The organism is Microbacterium resistens NBRC 103078, from assembly GCF_001552355.1.
Lineage (GTDB): Bacteria > Actinomycetota > Actinomycetes > Actinomycetales > Microbacteriaceae > Microbacterium > Microbacterium resistens.
This window is the reverse complement of the sequence record NZ_BCRA01000021.1, coordinates 14,401-34,551: the sequence shown is the minus strand read 5'-3', so window position 1 is coordinate 34,551 and position 20,151 is coordinate 14,401. Positions and strand designations below refer to the sequence as shown.

21 protein-coding genes and 1 tRNA gene are annotated in these 20,151 nt (G+C 71.9%); 18 read left to right on the top strand and 4 right to left on the bottom strand.

Annotation, left to right across the window (positions count from 1 at the left end):
• Positions 1–71 precede the first annotated feature (71 nt).
• Positions 72–153 (bottom strand) — tRNA-Leu (locus MR1_RS04650).
• A gap of 142 nt (positions 154–295) precedes the next feature.
• Here MR1_RS04650 and MR1_RS04645 point away from each other — a divergent pair.
• The 7 genes from MR1_RS04645 to MR1_RS04615 all read left to right on the top strand — a co-directional run bounded on the left by MR1_RS04645 (position 296) and on the right by MR1_RS04615 (position 4,852).
• Positions 296–1,438: a CpaF family protein gene (locus tag MR1_RS04645; protein WP_067243512.1), complete on the top strand. Its 1,143-nt coding sequence runs from the start codon at positions 296–298 to the stop codon at positions 1,436–1,438.
• A complete protein-coding gene (locus MR1_RS04640) occupies positions 1,435–2,289 on the top strand; it encodes a type II secretion system F family protein (RefSeq protein ID WP_067243511.1) in 855 nt (284 codons plus the stop codon). Before MR1_RS04645 ends, MR1_RS04640 begins: the two co-directional genes overlap by 4 nt.
• The gene (locus MR1_RS04635) at positions 2,286–3,212 is read left to right on the top strand and encodes a type II secretion system F family protein (protein ID WP_067243510.1); all 927 of its coding nucleotides are present in this window, start codon (positions 2,286–2,288) and stop codon (positions 3,210–3,212) included. The genes MR1_RS04640 and MR1_RS04635 overlap by 4 nt, the downstream gene beginning before the upstream one ends.
• Before the next feature lie 82 nt (positions 3,213–3,294).
• Positions 3,295–3,510, top strand: a complete 216-nt coding sequence (locus MR1_RS04630) for a hypothetical protein (RefSeq protein WP_067243509.1) — start codon at positions 3,295–3,297, stop codon at positions 3,508–3,510.
• A 52-nt stretch (positions 3,511–3,562) separates the two neighbouring features.
• Positions 3,563–3,967, top strand: a complete 405-nt coding sequence (locus tag MR1_RS04625) for a TadE family protein (protein ID WP_255218091.1) — start codon at positions 3,563–3,565, stop codon at positions 3,965–3,967.
• 55 nt (positions 3,968–4,022) lie between these two features.
• A complete protein-coding gene (locus tag MR1_RS04620; protein WP_255218090.1) occupies positions 4,023–4,430 on the top strand; it encodes a TadE family protein in 408 nt (135 codons plus the stop codon).
• Complete coding sequence (locus MR1_RS04615) at positions 4,427–4,852, top strand: pilus assembly protein TadG-related protein (RefSeq protein ID WP_067243508.1); 426 nt, start codon at positions 4,427–4,429, stop codon at positions 4,850–4,852. The genes MR1_RS04620 and MR1_RS04615 overlap by 4 nt, the downstream gene beginning before the upstream one ends.
• A gap of 22 nt (positions 4,853–4,874) precedes the next feature.
• Here MR1_RS04615 and MR1_RS04610 read toward each other — a convergent pair whose 3' ends face one another.
• Complete coding sequence (locus tag MR1_RS04610; protein ID WP_067243507.1) at positions 4,875–6,155, bottom strand: MFS transporter; 1,281 nt, start codon at positions 6,153–6,155, stop codon at positions 4,875–4,877.
• 115 nt (positions 6,156–6,270) lie between these two features.
• Between MR1_RS04610 and prfB the strand changes: the two genes are divergently transcribed.
• From prfB to smpB, 5 genes are all read left to right on the top strand, one after another.
• A complete protein-coding gene (gene prfB / locus MR1_RS04605) occupies positions 6,271–7,383 on the top strand; it encodes a peptide chain release factor 2 (protein WP_067243506.1) in 1,113 nt (370 codons plus the stop codon).
• 146 nt (positions 7,384–7,529) lie between these two features.
• Positions 7,530–8,144, top strand: coding sequence for a C40 family peptidase (locus MR1_RS04600; protein WP_067243505.1), 615 nt, complete (start codon positions 7,530–7,532; stop codon positions 8,142–8,144).
• Positions 8,145–8,235: 91 nt separating this feature from the next.
• On the top strand, positions 8,236–9,249 hold the full coding sequence (gene ftsE / locus MR1_RS04595; RefSeq protein WP_067243504.1) for a cell division ATP-binding protein FtsE: 1,014 nt from the start codon (positions 8,236–8,238) through the stop codon (positions 9,247–9,249).
• Positions 9,246–10,160: a permease-like cell division protein FtsX gene (ftsX, locus tag MR1_RS04590; protein WP_067243503.1), complete on the top strand. Its 915-nt coding sequence runs from the start codon at positions 9,246–9,248 to the stop codon at positions 10,158–10,160. The genes ftsE and ftsX overlap by 4 nt, the downstream gene beginning before the upstream one ends.
• Positions 10,161–10,217: 57 nt before the next feature.
• Complete coding sequence (gene smpB, locus MR1_RS04585) at positions 10,218–10,694, top strand: SsrA-binding protein SmpB (RefSeq protein ID WP_067243502.1); 477 nt, start codon at positions 10,218–10,220, stop codon at positions 10,692–10,694.
• Positions 10,695–10,821: 127 nt separating this feature from the next.
• Here the strand turns inward: smpB and MR1_RS04580 are convergent, their stop codons facing one another.
• Positions 10,822–12,714, bottom strand: coding sequence for a S9 family peptidase (locus tag MR1_RS04580; RefSeq protein WP_067243501.1), 1,893 nt, complete (start codon positions 12,712–12,714; stop codon positions 10,822–10,824).
• Positions 12,715–12,985: 271 nt separating this feature from the next.
• Here MR1_RS04580 and MR1_RS04575 point away from each other — a divergent pair, with 271 nt between their 5' ends.
• Together MR1_RS04575 and metE are read left to right on the top strand one after the other, a co-directional pair.
• Positions 12,986–13,987 carry a methylenetetrahydrofolate reductase gene (locus MR1_RS04575; RefSeq protein ID WP_084344374.1) on the top strand — a complete coding sequence of 334 codons (1,002 nt, stop codon included), beginning with the start codon at positions 12,986–12,988 and terminating at the stop codon, positions 13,985–13,987.
• Positions 13,988–14,036: 49 nt separating this feature from the next.
• Entirely contained in the window at positions 14,037–16,358 is a 2,322-nt protein-coding gene (gene metE / locus MR1_RS04570) for a 5-methyltetrahydropteroyltriglutamate--homocysteine S-methyltransferase (protein WP_067243500.1), read from the top strand.
• A gap of 67 nt (positions 16,359–16,425) precedes the next feature.
• On the opposite strand, the gene lexA is transcribed toward metE, so the two are convergent.
• Complete coding sequence (gene lexA, locus MR1_RS04565; RefSeq protein WP_067243499.1) at positions 16,426–17,112, bottom strand: transcriptional repressor LexA; 687 nt, start codon at positions 17,110–17,112, stop codon at positions 16,426–16,428.
• A 256-nt stretch (positions 17,113–17,368) separates the two neighbouring features.
• Here lexA and MR1_RS04560 point away from each other — a divergent pair, with 256 nt between their 5' ends.
• The 4 genes from MR1_RS04560 to hisH all read left to right on the top strand — a co-directional run bounded on the left by MR1_RS04560 (position 17,369) and on the right by hisH (position 20,121).
• A complete protein-coding gene (locus tag MR1_RS04560) occupies positions 17,369–17,719 on the top strand; it encodes a LysM peptidoglycan-binding domain-containing protein (RefSeq protein WP_067243498.1) in 351 nt (116 codons plus the stop codon).
• A 67-nt stretch (positions 17,720–17,786) separates the two neighbouring features.
• Complete coding sequence (locus MR1_RS04555; RefSeq protein ID WP_174522508.1) at positions 17,787–18,881, top strand: histidinol-phosphate transaminase; 1,095 nt, start codon at positions 17,787–17,789, stop codon at positions 18,879–18,881.
• A complete protein-coding gene (gene hisB / locus MR1_RS04550) occupies positions 18,878–19,480 on the top strand; it encodes an imidazoleglycerol-phosphate dehydratase HisB (protein WP_067243496.1) in 603 nt (200 codons plus the stop codon). The genes MR1_RS04555 and hisB overlap by 4 nt, the downstream gene beginning before the upstream one ends.
• Entirely contained in the window at positions 19,477–20,121 is a 645-nt protein-coding gene (gene hisH, locus MR1_RS04545; protein WP_067243495.1) for an imidazole glycerol phosphate synthase subunit HisH, read from the top strand. The genes hisB and hisH overlap by 4 nt, the downstream gene beginning before the upstream one ends.
• Positions 20,122–20,151 lie beyond the last annotated feature (30 nt).

Here is a 20,151-nt window from a genome sequence, read left to right as displayed (position 1 = left end):
TCGGCGGTGCGGTGCAGCCTCGTCGGGCGAGGACGCCCGGGAGCCGTGCAAGCGACGGTCGACGTCGCTCGTGCGGAAGGTGGGACTTGAACCCACACGCCCGGAGGCACAGGAACCTAAATCCTGCGTGTCTGCCAGTTTCACCACTCCCGCGAAGCCCGTTCAGTCTACTGATCCGCGCCCTGCGCGTCTTGGGGGAGCCCCGGAAGCATGCGGAGGGCTTTCCCTACCCCTGCCGACCTCACCCTGTGGATAACTCCTGCATGCGCCACCGCGTCCTTGACAGGATGCTCCCGTGCTCCTCTCCTCCCCGTCCGCCGTCATCGTCGAAAGGGTCCGTGCCCGGCTGCGGGCGGAGCGGACGGATCCCTCCGTGCACCCCGAGCAGGCCCGCCGGGTCGCCCAGTCCGAGATCCGCCGGCACAACGACCGAGCGCTGGTGCAGGGCACCGAGCTGATCGAGGATGAGGCCGCCTGCGTGCGGGATGTGCTGGCCGGCGTCAGCGGATACGGCCCGCTCCAGCCGCTGCTGGACGCCGAGGACGTGGAGGAGATCTGGCTGAACGGGCCCTCCGCCGTGTTCGTCGCGCGCCAGGGCCGTTCGGAGCGAGTGCCTGTCCGGCTGACCGATGCCGAACTGCGGGACGTGGTGGAGCGGATGCTGCACAGCACGGGCCGGCGGGTGGATGTCGGCCAGCCCTTCGTGGACGCCTCCCTGCCGGACGGCTCCCGTCTGCACGTGGCGATCGCGGACGTGGTCCGCGGCGGCTGGGCGGTCAACATCCGCAAGTTCCTCCCGCGCTACCGGGGTCTGAACGCGCTCGTGGATGGCGGGATGCTGTCGGCCGAGGACGCGGCGCTGCTGTCGCGCGCGGTGCGCGGCGGCGGCACCGTGATCGTGTCCGGACCGACGCACGCGGGGAAGACAACGCTGCTCGGCGCGCTGATCGCCGAGTGCGAGCACCAGCGGGTCGTCACCGTGGAGGAGACGTTCGAGCTCGGGGTGGACCTGCCCGACGTGGTCGCCCTGCAGGGCCGCCAGGCCGGGCTGGAGGGGACGGGCGAGGTGACGCTGCGGCGTCTGGTCAAGGAGGCGTTGCGGATGCGACCGGACCGGATCGTCATCGGCGAGGTGCGCGGCGAGGAGGCGCTCGACCTCCTGCTCGCGCTCAACACCGGGATTCCGGGCGCGGGAACCGTCCATGCGAACTCGGCGACGGACGCGGTGGAGAAGCTCGCCCTGCTGCCGCTGCTGGCGGGGCGGAACATCGACCGCGCCTTCGTCGCCCCCGCTCTCGTCTCCGCGGTCGACCTCGTCGTGCACTGTGCCCGCGACGGGTCCGGCCGGCGCACGGTCGCCGAGATCGTGGAGCCCGTGGGGGTGGACCCGGACGGACGGATCCGCACCCGTGTCGTCGGGGCGGCGGTGGCGACATGACGATCCTGCTCGGGGTGATCCTCGCGGCCGGGCTGCTCCTCGCGGTCTCTCCGTGGCTGTGGCCGCTGCGCGAGCCCTCCGCCCCGGTGGCCAGGGCCGGTCGGATCGACCGGCTCTCGCACGAGGCCGGATTCGCGGCATCCGGGCGCATGGTGATCACCGCTTCAGCCGGTGGGGGAGCGCTCGTCGCATCGATCGCGTGGCTGGTGACGACCTCCGCCGCCTTCGCTGTGGTCGCCGGAACGGCCGGGGCGGCCGCGCCGTTCGCGTACCTGCGGGGCCGTCGACACCGACTGCTCCGCTCGCGGCGAGCGCTGTGGCCGGATGTCTGCGATCTGCTGGTGTCGGGCATACGCGTCGGTCTCCCCCTTCCGGACGCGCTCGCCGGGCTGGCCGAATCCGTACCGGCTCCGCTGCGACCGGCCTTCGCCGCGTTCGCCCGCGACCTGCACGCCACGGGCCGCTTCGACGTGGCGACCGCGCGCCTGAAGGACGCGCTGGCGGACCCCGTGGCGGATCGCATCCTCGAAACGGTGCGCATGGCCCGTGAGGTCGGCGGCACGGAGCTCGGGACGGTGTTGCGCAGCCTGTCCGGCTCGGTGCGGGCCGAAGCGGCGCTGCGAGCGGAGGTGGAAGCGCGCCAGTCCTGGATCCGGGGCGCCGCCGTGCTCGGTGCGATCGCACCCTGGGTGATCCTCTGCCTTCTGCTGCTTCGGCCGGAGGGCGCGCAGGCGTACGCCACGGCGGAAGGCATCGCCGTGATCCTCGTCGGCGCCGGTGTCTCCGCCTTGGCGTTCCGGATCATGCTCCGCATCGGACGCCTTCCCGAACAGCGGCGGTGGTTCCGATGAGCATCGTCACGGACGCCGCAACGGCGGTGCTTCTCGGGGGACTTCTCGCCGTCGGCACCCTGATCCTGCTCGCGGCGTTCCCCCGGTGGCGGACCGCGTCCCTCACCCTCCGCGTGGCTCCGCATGTCCGTGACGTCGTGGACCTCCCCGAGGGGCGGACCGAGCGTCGCTGGCGGATGCCGGTCGCCGGACGCGGGCTTGCGATCCTGCGCACCGTGCTCGCCGGCATCGGACCGGGCGATGCCGCCGTCGCCGTCCGCCTCGCGCAGGCGGGAAGCCGCCGTGACGTCGCCTCGTTTCGGAGCAGGCAGCTGGCGGCCGTGGTCCTGGGGCTGCTCGTCGGCGCCCTCGCGACACTCCTGTTGGTGCTTCTCGGCCGGATGAGCGTGCCGGCGCTCCTGCTTCCCGCCGTCTCGGCGGGCATCGCCGGGCTGGGGTCGGATGCACTGCTGACCGTGCGCGCCCGCGCCCGCGTCGATCGGATCGCCGAGGAACTGCCCACGGTCCTGGAGTTCTTCGCCCTCTGCCTGTCCGCAGGCGAGGGGCTGCGCGAGAGTCTCCGTCGCGTGGCCTCCGTCGGCAGCGGCGAGCTGAGCGCCGAGCTCCGAGGCGTCATGCTCGCGGTGGGCACGGGATCCACGCTGGCCGACGCTCTCACGGAGTGCGCGCAGCGGCTGCAGATCCCCGCGTTCTCCCGCGCCGCGGACCAGGTGGTCGCGGCGCTCGAACGCGGCGCCCCGCTCGCGTCCGTGCTTCAGGCCCAGGCGGCGGACGCCCGCGAGGAGACCAAGCGGGATCTGATCGAGCGCGCCGGGCGGAAGGAGATCCTCATGCTCCTGCCGCTCGTCTTCCTCATCCTGCCCCTCAGCATCGTCTTCGCCGTGTTTCCGGGACTGGTGATCCTCCGCATGGGGATCGGATGACGCCGCAACCCCGCTCCCGCACGAATCCGATGACGTTTCCGCCGACAACGAAGACGTTTCCGCCGACAAAGAAGGAGAACCCATGAACACCCTGCGCCTCCTGCGTGACCGCCTCGCCATCCCGACAGAGGCCGCGTCGGGACTGTCCCACGACGATGACCCGGAGCGCGGAGACGTTCCCGGATGGGTCCTCATCACGTTGATGACGGCCGGGCTCGTGGTGCTGATCTGGGCCGTTGCGGGCCCCGCGCTCACCAGCCTCTTCGAGCAGGCCATCGGCAAGGTGGGCGGGATCTGACGTGCGGTGCGGCCGTCGCGAGCGCGCCCGAACGGATCGGACGTCCGGCGTCGTGATCGCCTCGGCGAGACGGGAGGACGGCGAGCGCGGATCCGGCCCGGTCGAGTTCGTGCTCGTCGGCACCCTGCTGACCGCGGTCACGCTCGCCGTGCTGCAACTGGGCATCGCCGTGTACGTGCGCAACGTCGTCCACGACGCCGCGGTCGATGGCGCACACGTCGCCGCGCTCGCCGACACGGACGACGCCGACGGGATCCGGACCGCGCGCGAGGCCATCTCGCGGACGGTCGGCGCGGTCTATGCCGAGGACATCTCGATCACCGCGACCACGGAGCTGGGTGTTCCCACGGTGGAGGTGACGGTCCGGTCGCCGTTGCCGGTCCTGGGCCTCGTCAGCATCCCGTTCGCGTTGGAGGTGACCGGACGTGCTCCCCAGGAGTCCTTCGACCCGGAATGAGCGGAGACGGCGGGAACCGTGGGACCCGATCCTCGGGGACCGGGGTTCTGCGGCGTTGGAGTTCATCGCGGTCGGCACGATCCTGCTCGTCCCCGTGGCCTACCTGGTCGTGGCTCTGGGCGTCGTCCAGGACCAGCTCCTCGGCGTGCAGTCCGCTGCCCGGCACACGGCGCGGCTCGTCAGCACCGCCGCCGGGGCAGAGGAGGCGCAGGAGCGCGCGGACAGGGTGATGGCCACAGCGGTCGTCGAGTACGGGATGGACCCGGAGGCGGTGCAGGTATCCGTGACGTGCACCCCTGCGGGAGCGCCGTGTCCGTCCGCCGGGGCGACGGTCATCGTCACGGTAGGCACCCGGGTCGCGCTCCCGTTGATCCCGCCGATCCTGGGCGGGGACCTCCCCACCGGCGTCCCGATCGAGGCCTCCGCGGCCTACAAGGTCTCCCGGACCTGGGGGAGCGGATGATCCGGGGCGCGGCGGTCGGAGGGGAGCGCGGAAGCACTCTGCCCCTGCTGCTCGGGTACGTCGTGCTGGCCCTCGCCCTGCTGGTCGTGTGCGTCTGCGCGACCGATCTCCACCTCGCCCAGAAGCGTCTCGACGCTGTGGCGGATGCGGCGGCGCTCGCCGGGGCGGACGGCTTCACGGTGGCGTCGGTCGACGGGGTCGCGATTCTCCGGCTCAGCGATGCCGCGGTCCGCGAGCAGGCGGCGGCGGTCCTCGCCGCCGAGGAGCGCGGTCGAGCGGAGCTGGTGTCGGCAGGCACGCCGGATGGCACCTCGGCCCGGGTGACGGTGCGGGCGGCCTGGACGCCGCCGTTGCTCGCCGACGCCATGCCGCCCCTCGTAGAGCTGCGCTCCACGGCGACCAGCCGCACCGTCCTGCGATGACGGACCCGGTCGCGGCGGCCGGCTATTCGGTGGGAGGGCGGGGGACGAACCGCGGGATCCAGCGCAGGAATCCGAGCGCGCCCACGAGCCCGATCGCACCGATGACGCCGGTCGCCAGCGACAGGGAGGTCGCCGCGGCGACGCCGGAGAAGAGGAGTGGGGCGATCGCGCCGCCGGCGTCGGTCAGCGTGCGCCACGAGCCCAGGAACGCCGCCGGCTCGGTGCGGGGAGCCACGTCCGCGCCGAGGGTGAGCAGGATGCCGCTGGACAGGCCGTTGCCGACGCCGAGCACTGCCGCGACCATCCCGAACCACAGGACGGCGGCGTCTCCGTCGTGTGTGAACGACAGGACGAGGAAGCCGGCCCCCATCAGCAGCATCGCGGGAAGGGCGGCCCAGAGGCGCCCGAACCGGTCCATGACCTGTCCGCTCGCGTAGAAGAGCGCGAAGTCGATGGCTCCGGAGACGCCGACCACCAGGGCGATCGTCTGCGCGTCCAGCCCGATCGAGACGCCCCACAGCGGCAGCACCACCTGGCGGGCGGAGCGCACCGCGGACAGGGACGCCGCGGCCAGCCCGAGACGCCCGAGCACACCGCGGTTGCGCCACATCGTGGCGAAGACCCCGACGCGCTCGAAGGTGGGGATCGATCCGCTGACCGCCTCGCCCGAGTCCTCGGCCGGCGCCGGGGGACGCAGCCGGCGTTCCGCGGCGTCCTTCGCCAGCGCCTGCTCCTCCGGATCCGGCCCGAGCAGGACCAGCAGCACGAGTCCGACGAGGCACACGGCGAAGAACCAGAGCGTGGAGATCTCCGTCCCGAACACGCTCAGCAGGACCGCCGCGAGGAACGGGCCGAGGAACATGCCCAGGCGGAAGGAGCCTCCGAGCAGCGACAGCGCCCGAGCCCGGAACTCCAGCGGCACGCGCGTGGTCATGAACGCATGACGGGCCAGCCCGAAGGCCGCCGCGGACATCCCGACCACGAAGACGGCGGCGGTGAACAGGATCAGGCTGGGCGCCAGGGCGCTGGCCACGGCGCCGACGAGCGACAGCCCGCCGGCGATCACCATCGTGTAGCGCTCGCCGATGCGGGCCACGAGCCACCCCGCGGGGAGGTTGCCGCAGAGCTGCCCGACCACGAGGGCGGAGGCGACGAGGGCGGCGGTCGCGAGATCGGCGCCGCGTCCGGCCGCGATGACCGGGATGAGCGGCAGCACCGCGCCCTCGCCGATCGCGAAGAGCAGCGTCGGCAGGTACACCATGGGCCCGTACTGCCGCAGGACGGCGCTCGCGCGGGTTGCCATGGTCCCCACGCTACGCCGTCGGCGCGCGGTCGCCGGGCAGGCGGCGCGGCGAGGCCGCGGTGCCCGGGATACCGCGCGCGGCGGAAGGCCCGCCGGCGCGATAGTCTGAAGTGCCATGCTCGAACTCGATCTCTCCGCCGACATCGCGGCCCTCCGACAGACCTTCGGCGACATCCGCGAGGTCGTGAACACCGACGGTCTGCGCACCGACATCGCCCGCCTCAGCGAGGAGGCCGGCGCGCCGGACCTCTGGGACGACCCCGAGAAGGCGCAGAAGGTCACCAGCGCCCTCAGTCACAAGCAGGCCGAGCTCAAGCGGGTGACCGAGGTGGAGCAGCGCCTCGACGACCTGGAGGTGCTCGTCGACCTCGCCAACGAGATGGACGACGAGGACTCCGCCGCCGAGGCGCGCAGCGAGCTCGCCGCGCTCACCGAGACGATCAACCAGCTCGAGGTGCAGACCCTGCTGGACGGCGAGTACGACGAGCGCGCCGCCATCATCACCATTCGCTCGGGCGCCGGCGGCGACGACGCCACGGACTTCGCCGAGATGCTCCTGCGCATGTACCTGCGCTGGGCCGAGCAGCACAAGTACCCCGTCAAGGTGATGGACACCTCCTATGCGGAGGGCGCCGGCATCAAGTCGGCCACGTTCGAGGTCGATGCCCCTTACGCGTTCGGCACCCTGTCCGTCGAGGCCGGCACGCACCGTCTCGCACGCATCAGCCCGTTCGGGTCCGCCGACAAGCGGCAGACCTCGTTCGCCGCGGTCGAGGTCATCCCGCTCATGGAGGAGGCGACCGAGGTCGACATCCCCGAGGGCGACATCCGCGTCGACGTCTTCCGCTCGTCGGGCCCCGGCGGCCAGTCCGTGAACACCACGGACTCCGCGGTGCGCATCACGCACCTCCCGACCGGCATCGTCGTCTCGATGCAGAACGAGAAGTCCCAGATCCAGAACCGCGCCGCCGCCATGCGCGTGCTGCAGACGCGGCTCCTGCTCCTCCAGAAGGAGGAGGAGGCGGCCAAGAAGAAGGAGCTGGCGGGCAACATCACCGCGAGCTGGGGCGATCAGATGCGCTCGTACTTCCTCTACGGACAGCAGCTCGTCAAGGACCTGCGCACCGGATATGAGTCGGGGAACCCCGCGACCGTCTTCGACGGCGACCTGGACGGCTTCATCTCGGCGGGGATCCGCTGGCGAAAGCGCAAGGACGACGACGACTGATCCTTTCGTCGTCCGACACGGCGCGATTCTGTGAGTCCGCTGAACGGAATCTCGCCGGGCGGTCGTAGGGTGGTCTCTCGATGGCTTGGACACGGAGAATAGCGGCGTCGTCCGCGATAGCGACCCTGATCGTCCCCTTCGCCGCAGTGGCCGCACACGCGGCGCTCCCGGGGGAGGCTCCGCCGCCCGTCCACACGGTGTCGCTCGCCGTGCCCGCGCAGACGTACATCGTGGCCTCGGCCGCTCAGGATCGTCCGCAGCCGGCCCGCGAGGGATACACGGTCGAGGTTCCCCCGCCGCCGGCGCCGGAACCGGTCGCCGCCCCGGAGCCCGGACTCGCCTCCGTGCCTGACGGTGTCGACGAGGAGCCGTCCGCCGACGAGCAGCCCTCCGAGGAGTACGTCGCGCCGCCGGTCCCACAGGGGTACTCCGGCGCGAACATCGTCGCCTACGCGGAGTCCTTCGTCGGCGTCGTTCCCTACGGGTACGGCAACGACCCGTCCGACTCCTTCTCGTGCGACGGGCTCGTCCAGTACGTGTTCGGGCAGTTCGGGATCAGCCTGCCGCGCGGCGCCGACAGCCAGGCGGCGCTCGGTACCGTCATCTCGCCGGCCGAGGCCCAGGCGGGGGACCTGCTGTGGTGGCCCGGCCAGCACATCGGCATCTACGACGGCGCCGGCGGCATGATCGACTCGCCGGACTTCGGCCGCTACGTCGAGCACCGCGGGATCTGGGGATCCCCGGTCTACGTGCGCCTCTGACCGTCCGTCGCGATCCCCGGGTCTGTGCGTGTCCCGGGTGCGGGGTGTCGCTCGCGGGCACGGCCCGTCGCCCGCTTAGGCTCAAGACGCCATGATCCGATTCGACAACGTCACCAAGCGCTACCGCGGGACGAAACGCCCCGCGCTGTCCGGAGTCGACTTCGAAGTGCAGCGGGGCGAGTTCGTCTTCCTCGTCGGAGCCTCCGGATCCGGGAAAAGCTCCTGCCTTCAGCTCATCCTCCGTGAGGAATCCCCGACCTCCGGTCGCGTCGCCGTGCTCGGCCGCGACCTGAAGACCATCGCGAACCGCAAGGTGCCGTATTTCCGGCGCAACATCGGCTCGGTCTTCCAGGACTTCCGCCTGCTCCCGTCCAAGACCGTGTTCCAGAACGTCGCGTTCACACTGCAGGTCATCGGATCCTCCCGCGGGTTCATCCATCAGGCCGTTCCCGAGGCACTGGCCCTCGTCGGGCTCGCCGGCAAGGAGAAGCGGCTCCCGCACGAGCTCTCCGGAGGCGAGCAGCAGCGCGTCGCGATCGCCCGCGCCATCGTGAACCGGCCGGCCATCGTCCTCGCCGACGAACCCACCGGAAACCTCGACCCCGCCACGTCCGTGGACATCATGCAGCTGCTGGCCCGGATCAACGCCGGCGGCACCACCGTCCTCATGGCGACCCACGAGGCGGGCTTCGTGGACCAGATGCGCCGGCGCGTCATCGAGCTGCGTGACGGAGAGCTGGTGCGCGACGAGGTCCGCGGCGGCTACGGCGACACGTCCAACGTGCCGCGGCTGACCCCCGAGGCGATCAAGGGCGCGGCGGCGACCGCGGCGCTGACCGCCGCACTGGAGGTGCAGCGCGAGACCGCGGCCCAGATCGCCGAGCCCGTCGTCCCCGCTGCCGAGCGGCCCGCCGAGGCCCCGCACACCGCGGGCGCCGCCGCCGACGTGTCCGCTGAGCAGCGACCGGTGGAGAAGCCGGCGGAGGAGAAGGACCCGGTCGCGCCCGCAGCCCCGGCGCCGACCGTCGAGGTCGCCGAGCTGGGAGTCGCTGACCGCCTGGGGCTCGACCGGGGCGACGACGAGGAAGTGGGGCCGACGTCATGAGGTTCGGACTCATCCTCTCCGAGGCCTTCACCGGGCTGCGGCGCAATGCGTCGATGGTCATCTCCGTGGTGCTCGTCACGTTCGTCTCGCTCACCTTCGTCGGGGCGGCGATCCTGATGCAGTCCCAGATCGGCACCATGCGCGCCTTCTGGGAGGACCGGGCGCAGGTCGGCGTGATCATGTGCTCGGCCGTGTCGACGAACGAGGAATGCGTCGACGGCACCGCGACCGAGGAGCAGCTGGCCGCGGTCAAGGCAGAGCTGGAGAGCCCGACGCTCGCACCGCTCATCTCGGATGTGCGCTTCGAGAATCGCGACGAGGCTTACCAGAACACCCTCGCGCTCGTCGGCGAGGACTACGCCGACGTCATCACTCCGGAACAGATGAACGAGACGTACTGGGTGAGTCTGAAGGACCCCGCCCAGTCGCCGGTCATCACGGAGGCCTTCCAGGGGGTGAAGGGCGTCGAGGAGGTCAAGGACCAGCTCGAGTACCTGGACCCGCTGTTCTCGGCGCTGACCGTCGCCACCTACATCGCCGTGGGCATCGCGGTGCTGATGCTCATCGCCGCCGTGCTGCTGATCGGGACGACGATCCGGCTGTCCGCCTACGCGCGGCGCCGGGAGATCGGGATCATGCGCCTGGTCGGCGCGTCGAACCGCTTCATCCAGACCCCGTTCGTGCTCGAGGGCGTCTTCGCCGCGGTGATCGGATCGATCCTGGCGAGCGTCGCGGTGGTGCTGGGGGTCCACTTCGGAGTGAACCAGTACCTGGCGGGGAGGGTCCCGTTCATCACCTCGTGGGTGACGATGCAGGACGCCTTCCTCGTCGTGCCGGTGCTCATCGCGATCGGGATCGTGCTGGCGGCGCTGTCCGCGGGGTTCGCCATCCGTCGCTGGCTGCGGGCCTGATCCGGTAGGCTGACAGGCTGGCCCGCTGAGGATGCGGGCCGCAGTCAGGAGAGAGCCATGCCCAGGGAACGCGGGGAGAAGGTCGTCGCGACCAATCGTCGTGCCCGTCACGACTACAACCTCGAGAAGTCGTACGAGGCGGGGCTGGTGCTCACCGGCACGGAGGTGAAGTCGCTGCGTCAGGGACGCGCGAACCTCACCGACGGCTATGCGTTCGTCAAGGGCGGCGAGGCGTTCCTCGACGCCGTGCACATCCCGGAGTACTCGCAGGGGCACTGGACGAATCACTCCGCCAAGCGGATCCGGAAGCTCCTGCTGCACAAGGAGGAGATCGCCAAGCTCTCGCATGCGGTCTCGGCGGGCGGCTACACCCTCGTGCCGCTGCGACTGTACTTCTCCGACGGCCGCGCCAAGGTCGAGATCGCCCTCGCCAAGGGCAAGCGCGAGTTCGACAAGCGCCAGACGCTGCGCGAGCGTCAGGACACGCGCGACGCGGAGCGGGCCATGCGCCTGCGCAACCGCCTCGGAGAGTGACGCACCACCGCTGACTCGCCCGCCCGGCAACAGGCGAACGCGCGAGAACAGGCATCGAGCGGAGCACGTCGCCTGTTCTCGCGCGTTTGCCTGAGCTCGCGCGGACGCTCGGGATTCGGATTCGGGGTCAGGGGCGCGGATCGAAGCCGAAGACGGAGCCGAGGAACCGGAGCTCGCGCTCGGCGGCGTCGGCGATGGTGGCAGCCTGCCGGAACCCATGCCCCTCTCCGGGGTACAGCACGTACTCATGGGGCACCCCGCGCGCAGCCAGGGCGTCGCGGATCGCCTCGGACTGCGCGGGCGGCACGACCCGGTCCTCCTCGCCCTGGAGCAGGAGCACCGGGACGTCGATCCGGTCGACGTGCGTGAGCGGCGAACGCGCGATGTAGACGTCCTCGGCCTCCGGAAGCGGGCCGACGAGGCCGTCGAGGTAGTACCGCTCGAAGTCGTGCGTGTCCTCGGCGAGGGCGCGCAGGTCGCTCACGCCGTACCGGCTGATGCCTGCGGCGAAGACGCCTCCGCGGACGAGCGCCGACAGCACCGTCCACCCGCCGGCCGAGCCCCCGCGGATCGCCAGGCGCGCCGGATCCGCGAGACCGGAGGCCGCGAGCCCCTCGGCGGCGGCCAGCACGTCGTCGACGTCCGCGATGCCCCACTGCCCGTCCAGGCGCTCCCGGTACGCGCGGCCGTATCCGGTCGAGCCGCCGTAGTTCACCTCCAGCACGCCGATCCCGCGGCTGGTCAGGTACGTGATCCACATCGCCACGGCACCGGAGACATGCGCCGTCGGGCCGCCGTGCACCGAGATGACGAAGGGCGGGAGCTCGTCCTCCGGGGCCGCGGCGTCCGGGTTGGCCGGCAGGTGGGCGAAGGCATGGACCGGACCGTGCGGTCCGGAGAAGGTGAGCGGCCGGGCGCCGGGCACCCACCTCGGGTCGACCGGATCCCCGCCGCGGACGACCTCGGCCGTCGCGGCGTCCAGGTCCACGCGCCACAGCCCGGGCGTGACCTGCGCGCCCTGCCCGGTGAGGAGGAGGTGGGCGCCGTCGGCGTCGACGAGGACGTCCTCGAGGCTGAGGTCTGCCGTCGCGGGGATGTCGAGGAGGCGGACGACCGGATCCTCGCCGGGCTCGATGACGACGAGCTCGTCGGCGCCGTTCGTCCGGACCGCCACGATGCGTCCGTCCTCGAGCGGGCGATACCAGCGCTGACCCAGCACCCACAGGCCGCCGCCGGTGTCCGCGTCGGCGGGGGCGACGGCGGACGGCCCGCGGCGCACCTCGATCCCGTCCAGGCGCACGCGCTGGAGGTTCCAGCGGCCGCCGGCGTCGTCCGAGAACAGCAGCTCGTCCTCGCCGGTCCACTCCGGCTGCAGCGCGGCGTGGGTCCGCAGCGCGGCGACATCGCCCCCGCCGGACGCGGTCACGCACAGACGGGCGCCCTCCCAGGGCATCTCGTGCCCGCTCCACTCCACGAAGGCGACCCGGGAGCCGTCCGGCGACAGGGCGGGATGCGCCCAGAACGCCGAGCCGCGCACGTGCCAGACGAGCGCGTCCTCGTCGTCCGCGGCGGAGCCGTCCCGGGGGATCTCGACGATGCCGCGCCGGTGCGGATCGGGACGGAGGTCCTCGGCGACGGCCAGCAGGCGTCCGCCGCGGACGGAGAGGCCTCCATAGCGGATCCCCGGCGCCGTGAGCGGCACGGGGTCCGAGGCGGGATCGAGCCGGTACACCCGCTGGTCGGAGTCCTCGACGAAGTAGAGGGCGCCCGCGTCGTCGACGGTCCAGGCACCGCCGCCGTACTCGTGCACGCGCGAGCGCGCGCTCCACGGGGCCGGGAGCACGTCGACGATCCCGCCGTCGGCGCGCCGGCGCACCGCGACGCGTCCCCGCTCGGCGGGGATCGACTCGCCCCACCAGATGTCACCACCGACGAAGCGCGCACCGTCGAGGCGGACCCCGGCGACGGCGAGGTCCGCGGCGGACAGCAGGGAGGGCCAGGATCCGTACGGGTCAGACATGCTTCGAGCGTATCGGGGAGCACCGGCCGGATCGCGGCACGGCGAGGTCGGGCGGCTTCGGGGGCCCTGCGGGCCTGCGGTCGCGGCGCGATGACATACGGCGTCACAGAGGATGCGCGGTCGTGGCGTCGCGCTCTACCGTGAGGGTCGAGCACGCGGAGACGTCCTTCGTCCTCCGGGTGCGGTGCGACAGCCGAGCCCGGCACCCGCCCGCGAACGACCAGGATCTGGCGTGCGCGGCCGCCGTCCGACTGCCACCCCGGGAGAGCGAATGTCCTTCGATCCGTCCCTCGGCGTCCCCGCTCCGGAGCCGAGCGAGAGCGTCGACGCCTCGTCCGTCCCCTTCTCGTTCGAGCTGTACCCGCCGCGCAGCGACTCGTCCTCCGAGGCCCTGCACGACACCGTCCGCCATCTCGCGGCAGCCGGGCCGCAGTTCATCTCCGTGACGTACGGTGCCGGCGGTTCGACGGGCGGCCGCTCCCTCGAGGTGCTGCGGTTCATCCGCGAGCACACCGACGTCGAGCCGCTCGCCCACCTGACGTGCGTCGGCAACACCTACGCCGGCGCGACCCGGCTCATCCGCGAGTTCCTGGACGCGGGGATCCTCAGCTTCCTCGCCCTGCGGGGGGACCCGCCGGCGGACGCCGGGGACGGCCCGTTCCTCGGGGACCTGGAGAGCGCCGCGCAGCTCGTGCAGCTGATCGACCGGGTGCAAGCGGAGCGCGCGCCGTACGAGGAGCAGCCGGTCCCGGGCGCGCCGGGAGCGGTCCGCGTGTCGCCGAGGCGACGCGTCCGGATCGCCGTGGCCGCGTTCCCCAAGGGGCATCCGCGGTCCGCCCACCGCACCCAGGACGTCGAGGCACTGCTGGCGAAGCAGGCCGCGGGCGCGACCGTCGCCATCACGCAGCTGTTCTTCCACGCGGACGACTATCTGGCGTTCGTCGAGCGGGCGCGTCGCGCCGGCGTGACCATCCCGATCCTGCCCGGCATCATGCCGATCACCTCCCCGGCACGGTTGAACCGCGTGCTGGAGCTGACGGGCGAGGACCTGCCGAGCGAGCTCGCGATCGCCCTGGAGGTGGAGCCCACCGCGGAAGGACGACGTGAGATCGGGATCCGGTGGGCCGCCGACCTCGTCCGGGACGTCGTCGCCGGGGGAGCGCCCGGCGTGCACCTGTACGCGTTCAACCAGCACACGACCGTCCTGACCGTGCTGGAGGACGCCGGGCTCCTCCGCCCCCGGGCGACCCTTCCGACCCGGCCTGCGCGCTAGCCGCCGGCGACCCAGACCTTCGAGACTCCCACCCAGAGAGAGGACCGCCATGACCGCATTCCCCGTAGGAACGATCCTCGGCTACCCCCGCATCGGACCGCGTCGAGAGCTGAAGAAGGCCGTCGAGGCGTTCTGGGCCGGGCGGATCGACCAGCAGGAGCTGGAACGGACCGCCGCGGAGCTGCGCGCGAAGACCCGTGACCGGCTGGCCGCACGCGGCCTCGGTCGCGCCGACTCGGCCATCCCGGAATCGTTCTCGTTCTACGACCACGTCCTGGACGCGGCGGTGACCGTCGGGGCCATCCCCGAGCGCTTCGAGGACCTCCGCGACGCCGACGGGTCGATCGGTCTCGCGGCCTCGTTCACCATCGCCCGCGGCGAGGGCGAGCGTGCGCCGCTGGAGATGACCAAGTGGTTCGACTCGAACTACCACTACCTCGTCCCGGAGATCGGCCCGCAGACCTCCTTCTCGCTGTCGAGCGAGCGTCTCGTCCGCGAGGTCGAGGAGGCCCGCGCGGCGGGCTTCGTGACGCGTCCCGTCGTCGTGGGGCCGGTGACCCTGCTCGCTCTCGCCAAGGCGGCGGAAGGCGCGCCCGAGGGCTTCGACCCGCTCACCCGCCTCGACGACCTCCTTCCCGTGTACGGGGAGCTGCTCGCGCGGCTGCGGGCCGCGGGCGCGGAGTGGGTCCAGCTCGACGAGCCGGCCCTCGTGAGCGAGTCCCTTCCCGCCGCTCCGACGATCCTGGGCGCGGCGGCGTCGCGGGCGTACGCGGCGCTCGGCTCCGCGACGGACCGGCCGTCGATCTTCGTGGCCGCTCCGTATGCCTCGCTGGGGGAGAACCTCGCCGCCCTCGCCACGGCCCCGATCGAGGCGATCGGGCTGGATCTCGTCCGCGGGGAGGTCCCGGCGGCGGTTCCGGGGCTGGCGGAGAAGACCCTCGTCGGCGGCGTCGTCGACGGGCACAACATCTGGCGGGGCGACCTCGCCGGGGCGTTCGCACGCCTCGAGGCGCTCCGAGAGCTCGGTGCCGCAGCCGTCTCCGCGTCGACGTCCACCTCGCTCCTGCACGTCCCGCACGATGTCGACGACGAGTCGAAGCTGGATGCCCGCCTGGTCTCGTGGCTCGCCTTCGCGGATCAGAAGGTCGCGCAGGTCGTCACGCTGGCGCGGGGCCTCGTCGAGGGACGCGGCGCCATCGCCGCGGAGCTGGACGCCGCCTCCACGGCCCTGGCCGACCGCCTCGGGGCTCCCGGCGTCCGGGACGGATCGGTGCGGGAGCGCACGGCGGCGCTGACCGCCGAGGACTTCTCCCGCGGCGACTACGAGACCCGCGTGGCCGCGCAGGAGGCCGCCCTGGTTCTGCCGAGCCTGCCGCTGACGACGATCGGGTCCTTCCCCCAGACGGGCGAGATCCGCCGGGCCAGGGCGCGCTACCTCCGGGACGAGGTCACGAAGGAGGACTACGAGGACTTCCTGCGCGAGGAGATCCGCCGCGTCATCGACCTCCAGGAGGACCTCGGTCTCGACGTGCTCGTCCACGGGGAGCCGGAGCGCAACGACATGGTCCAGTACTTCGCCGAGCACCTCGACGGCTTCGACGTCACCGAGCACGGGTGGGTGCAGTCCTACGGCTCGCGCGCGACCCGTCCGTCGATCCTCTGGGGGGACGTCTCGCGCCCCGCGCCGATCACCGTCGACTGGTCCGCCTACGCGCAGTCGCTCACGGCGAAGCCCGTCAAGGGGATGCTCACCGGACCGGTGACGATCCTCGCCTGGTCGTTCGTGCGCGACGACCAGCCGCTGGCCGAGACCGCGAACCAGGTGGCCCTGGCGCTGCGCGACGAGATCGCCGACCTCGAAGCAGCCGGGATCGGCGTCATCCAGGTGGACGAGCCGGCGCTGCGCGAGCTCCTGCCGCTGAAGAAGGACGATCAGCCGGCGTACCTGCGGTGGTCGGTGGACTCCTTCCGTCTGGCCACGGCCGGCGCCGCGCCGGCGACGCAGGTGCACACGCACCTCTGCTACTCCGAGTTCGGCGTGGTCATCGACGCGATCCGCGCCCTCGACGCCGACGTCACCTCGATCGAGGCCGCGCGCAGCCGCATGGAGGTCGTCGCGGACATCGCGGGCTCCGGATTCGATCACGGGATCGGTCCCGGCGTGTACGACATCCACTCGCCGCGCGTCCCCAGCGCGGACGAGGTCGAGGCCCTGCTGCGCCGCGCCGTCGCGGAGATCCCGGAGCGTCAGCTCTGGGTCAACCCGGACTGCGGGCTGAAGACCCGCGGCTACGAGGAGACCAACGCCTCCCTGCGCAACATCGTGGAGGCGACCCGTCGCGTCCGTGCCGAGGTCCCGGCCGCGGTCTGAGCGGTCACAGGAAGAGGCGCCCTCCCGCGGGAGGGCGCCTCTTCTCGCACCGGGCCGGCGCGCGGATTCAGACGGCGCGCAGGACCGCGACGACCTTGCCGAGCACCATGGCGTCGTCGCCGAGGATCGGCTCGAACGCGGAGTTGCGCGGGAGCAGCCACGTGTGCCCGTCGCGCTGGCGGAACGTCTTCACCGTCGCCTCGCCGTCCAGCATCGCCGCGACGATCTCGCCGTTGTCGGCGGTGTTCTGCGACCGCACGACGACCCAGTCGCCGTCGCAGATGGCCGCGTCGATCATGGACTCGCCGGACACCTTGAGCATGAACAGGTCGCCCTTGCCGACCAGCTGGCGCGGGAGCGGGAAGATCTCCTCCACCTGCTGCTCGGCGGTGATCGGGATGCCCGCGGCGATGCGGCCGACCAGCGGCACGAGGGCGGCGTCGCCCACGGACGGCGCCGCGTCCGCCGGGTTCTCGCCCGCCGTGCCGGGGAGGTCGATCAGCACCTCCATCGCCCGGGTCTTGCCCGGGTCGCGCCGCAGGTAGCCGCTCAGCTCGAGCTGGCCGAGCTGGTGCGTGACGCTGGAGAGGGACTTGAGCCCCACGGCGTCGCCGATCTCGCGCATGCTCGGCGGGTAGCCGTGCCGCGCGATCGAGGTCTGGATCACCTCGAGGATCGCCATCTGCTTGGCGCTGAGGCTCTTGCGGCGTCGCGTGCGGGGGATGTCTGCGTCGGTCGTGGCGCCGTCGCTCATGGCTGATCCTCCAGGTGCTTGCGGGCGTCGGGACCCGAGGCGGATTCGAATGTCGGTGGTCCGTGATGGGCTTCCGATATCGAAACCGTATCCGAGTATTCGCCGGATGCGGAAGATCTGTTCGAGCGTGTCGGGATCCCGTCCGAAGGTTTTCTCGAAGAAGGGTTGACAGATGTTCGAATTCGAAGATAGATTCGGTACGTAGGTTCACTTCGACGGTGGACCAGACGTCGAGATCCCCGAAGGAGCAGACGACATGAGCAGCATCACCCTCACCCCGGCCCCGCGCACCCAGCTGCGTCTCACCGTCCGGGGTCGTCGCGTGCTGGCCGGTCTCGTCGCTGTCCCGGTCGCCGCGGCGATCGGCTTCGCGGTCCTCAGTGGCGGCTCCGCGCTCGCCTCGGGAGAGGCGTCCACGCCGGGGTCCTTCGCCACCGTGACCGTCATGCCGGGTGACACCCTGTGGTCCATCGCGGCCGAGGTCGCCCCGGAGTCCGATCCTCGTGACGTGGTGGACGCCATCGCTCGCCTCAACCTGGTGGATCCGGGCGCCCTGGTGGTCGGCGACGAGCTGTCGATCCCCGCGGAGTACGCGGCCGGCCGCTAGCCGGTCGCCGACTCAGGCCTCTGTCCGAAGCGTCATCTGGAGTCCCCGGCTCGGCTCCGCGCCTACGATGGTGAGGGTGACCGTCTCCCTCGATGACCTGCCGCTACGCGAAGACCTCCGCGGCCTCCGCCCCTATGGTGCTCCGCAGGCTCCGCTTCCTGTCGCGCTGAACGTGAACGAGAACACGCATCCGGTCCCGGATGCGGTGGCCGACGACATCCTCGATGACATCGCCGTCGCGCTTCACGAGGTGAACCGGTACCCCGACCGGGAGTTCACGCCCCTGCGCGAGGCGTTCGCGTCCTACCTCGGGCACGATCTCGACGCCGCGAACATCTGGGCGGGGAACGGGTCGAACGAGGTGCTGCAGCACATCCTGCAGGCCTTCGCAGGACCCGGGCGCACCGTCTTCGGCTTCGCGCCGACGTACTCGATGTACCCGCTGCTCGCACAGGGGACCGGGGCGCGGTGGGTGGCGGGGGAGCGTCAGCCCGACTACACCGTCTCGGTCGACGACGCGGTCGCGCAGGTCGCGGCCGCCGATCCCGATGTCATCCTGCTGTGCGCGCCGAACAACCCCACCGGGACCCCCCTTCCGCTTGAGCTGATCGAGGCGGTGTACGAGGCGTCCCGCGGTGTCGTGGTGGTGGACGAGGCCTATCAGGAGTTCGCGCCGCACGAATCGCCGTCCGCGCTGACCCTGCTGCCGGGCCGGGAGCGCCTCGCGGTATCGCGGACGATGAGCAAGGCGTTCGCGTTCGCCGGCGCGCGGGTCGGGTATCTGGCCGCCGATCCCGCGTTCATCGACGCGCTGCGGCTCGTGCGTCTGCCGTACCACCTCAGCGGCCTCACGCAGGCGGCGGCGGTGGCCGCGCTGCGAAACGCCCCGACGATGCTCGCGATGGTCGACGAGATCGTGGTCCAGCGGGATCGGATCTCGGCGACTCTCGAGGCTCTCGGGTACCGCCCGCACGAGTCCTGGACGAACTTCGTGCTCTTCGGCGGCGTCGCGGATCCGGCGGCCACGTGGCGGGCGCTGTACGACCGCGGCGTCCTCATCCGCGACGTCGGGATCCCCGGGCACCTGCGCGTCACCGCGGGGACGGAGGCCGAGACGACGGCGTTCCTGGACGCCCTGGCCTCGGTAGGATCGGCAGCATGACCGCCCGCACCGCCCGCCGCGACCGCGCGACCTCGGAGTCGACGGTGGAGGTCGAGCTGAACCTCGACGGCTCCGGCCGCAGCAGCATCGACACGTCCGTCCCGTTCTTCGACCACCTGCTGACGGCGTTCGCCAAGCACTCGCTGACGGACCTGACCGTGCGCGCCTCCGGGGACACGCACATCGACGCGCACCACACCGTGGAGGACGTCTCGATCGTGCTCGGTCAGGCGATCCGCGAGGCGCTCGGCGACAAGAGCGGGATCTCCCGCTACGGCGACGCGCTCGTGCCGTTGGACGAGGCGCTCGCGCAGGCCGTCGTCGACATCTCGGGACGACCGTATCTGGTGCACGACGGCGAGCCGAGCGGGTTCGAACTGCACCTCATCGGCGGCCACTTCACGGGTTCGCTCGTCCGGCACTCCTTCGAGGCGATCACGTTCCACGCCGGGCTCACCGTGCACGTGCGGGTGCTCGGCGGACGCGATCCGCACCACATCGCCGAGGCCGAGTTCAAAGCGTTCGCGCGGGCGTTCCGTCAGGCGAAGGCCGTCGATCCGCTCGTCGACGGCATCCCCTCGACGAAGGGCGCGCTGTGACGCGAGCCGGTGCCGCCCCCCGGGTCGTGGTCTTCGACTACGGCTCCGGCAACGTGCACTCCGCGGTCAAGGCGCTGCAGGAGGCCGGGGCGGAGGTCGAACTGACGGGCGACCGCCGGGCTGCCCAGGAGGCTGACGGGCTGGTCGTCCCCGGTGTCGGGGCGTTCGCGGCGGTCCGTGAGGCCCTCGCGGCGCAGCGCGGCGACGAGCTCATCGAGCGTCGCCTGGCCGGCGGGCGTCCGGTGCTCGGGATCTGCGTCGGCATGCAGGTGCTCTTCGAGCACGGCGTCGAGCGCGGCGTCGACGTGGAAGGGCTCGGGGAGTGGCCGGGTGCGGTCACGGAGCTCGAGGCGCCCGTGCTGCCGCACATGGGCTGGAACACCGTCTCGCCCGGCGAGGGCAGCGTGCTGTTCCGTGGTCTGGAGGACGAGCGGTTCTACTTCGTGCACTCCTTCGCCGCGCAGCGCTGGGAGCTGGAGGCGACGGGACCGTTCGCGTCGCCCGTCCTGACCTGGACGACGCACGGCGTGCCGTTCCTGTCGGCGGTGGAGAACGGTCCGCTGTCGGCGACGCAGTTCCACCCCGAGAAGTCGGGGGAGGCCGGGATCCGGCTGCTGCGCAACTGGCTCGGAAGCCTCTAGTTCTCACGGCGCCGCCATGGCGCCCGCGTC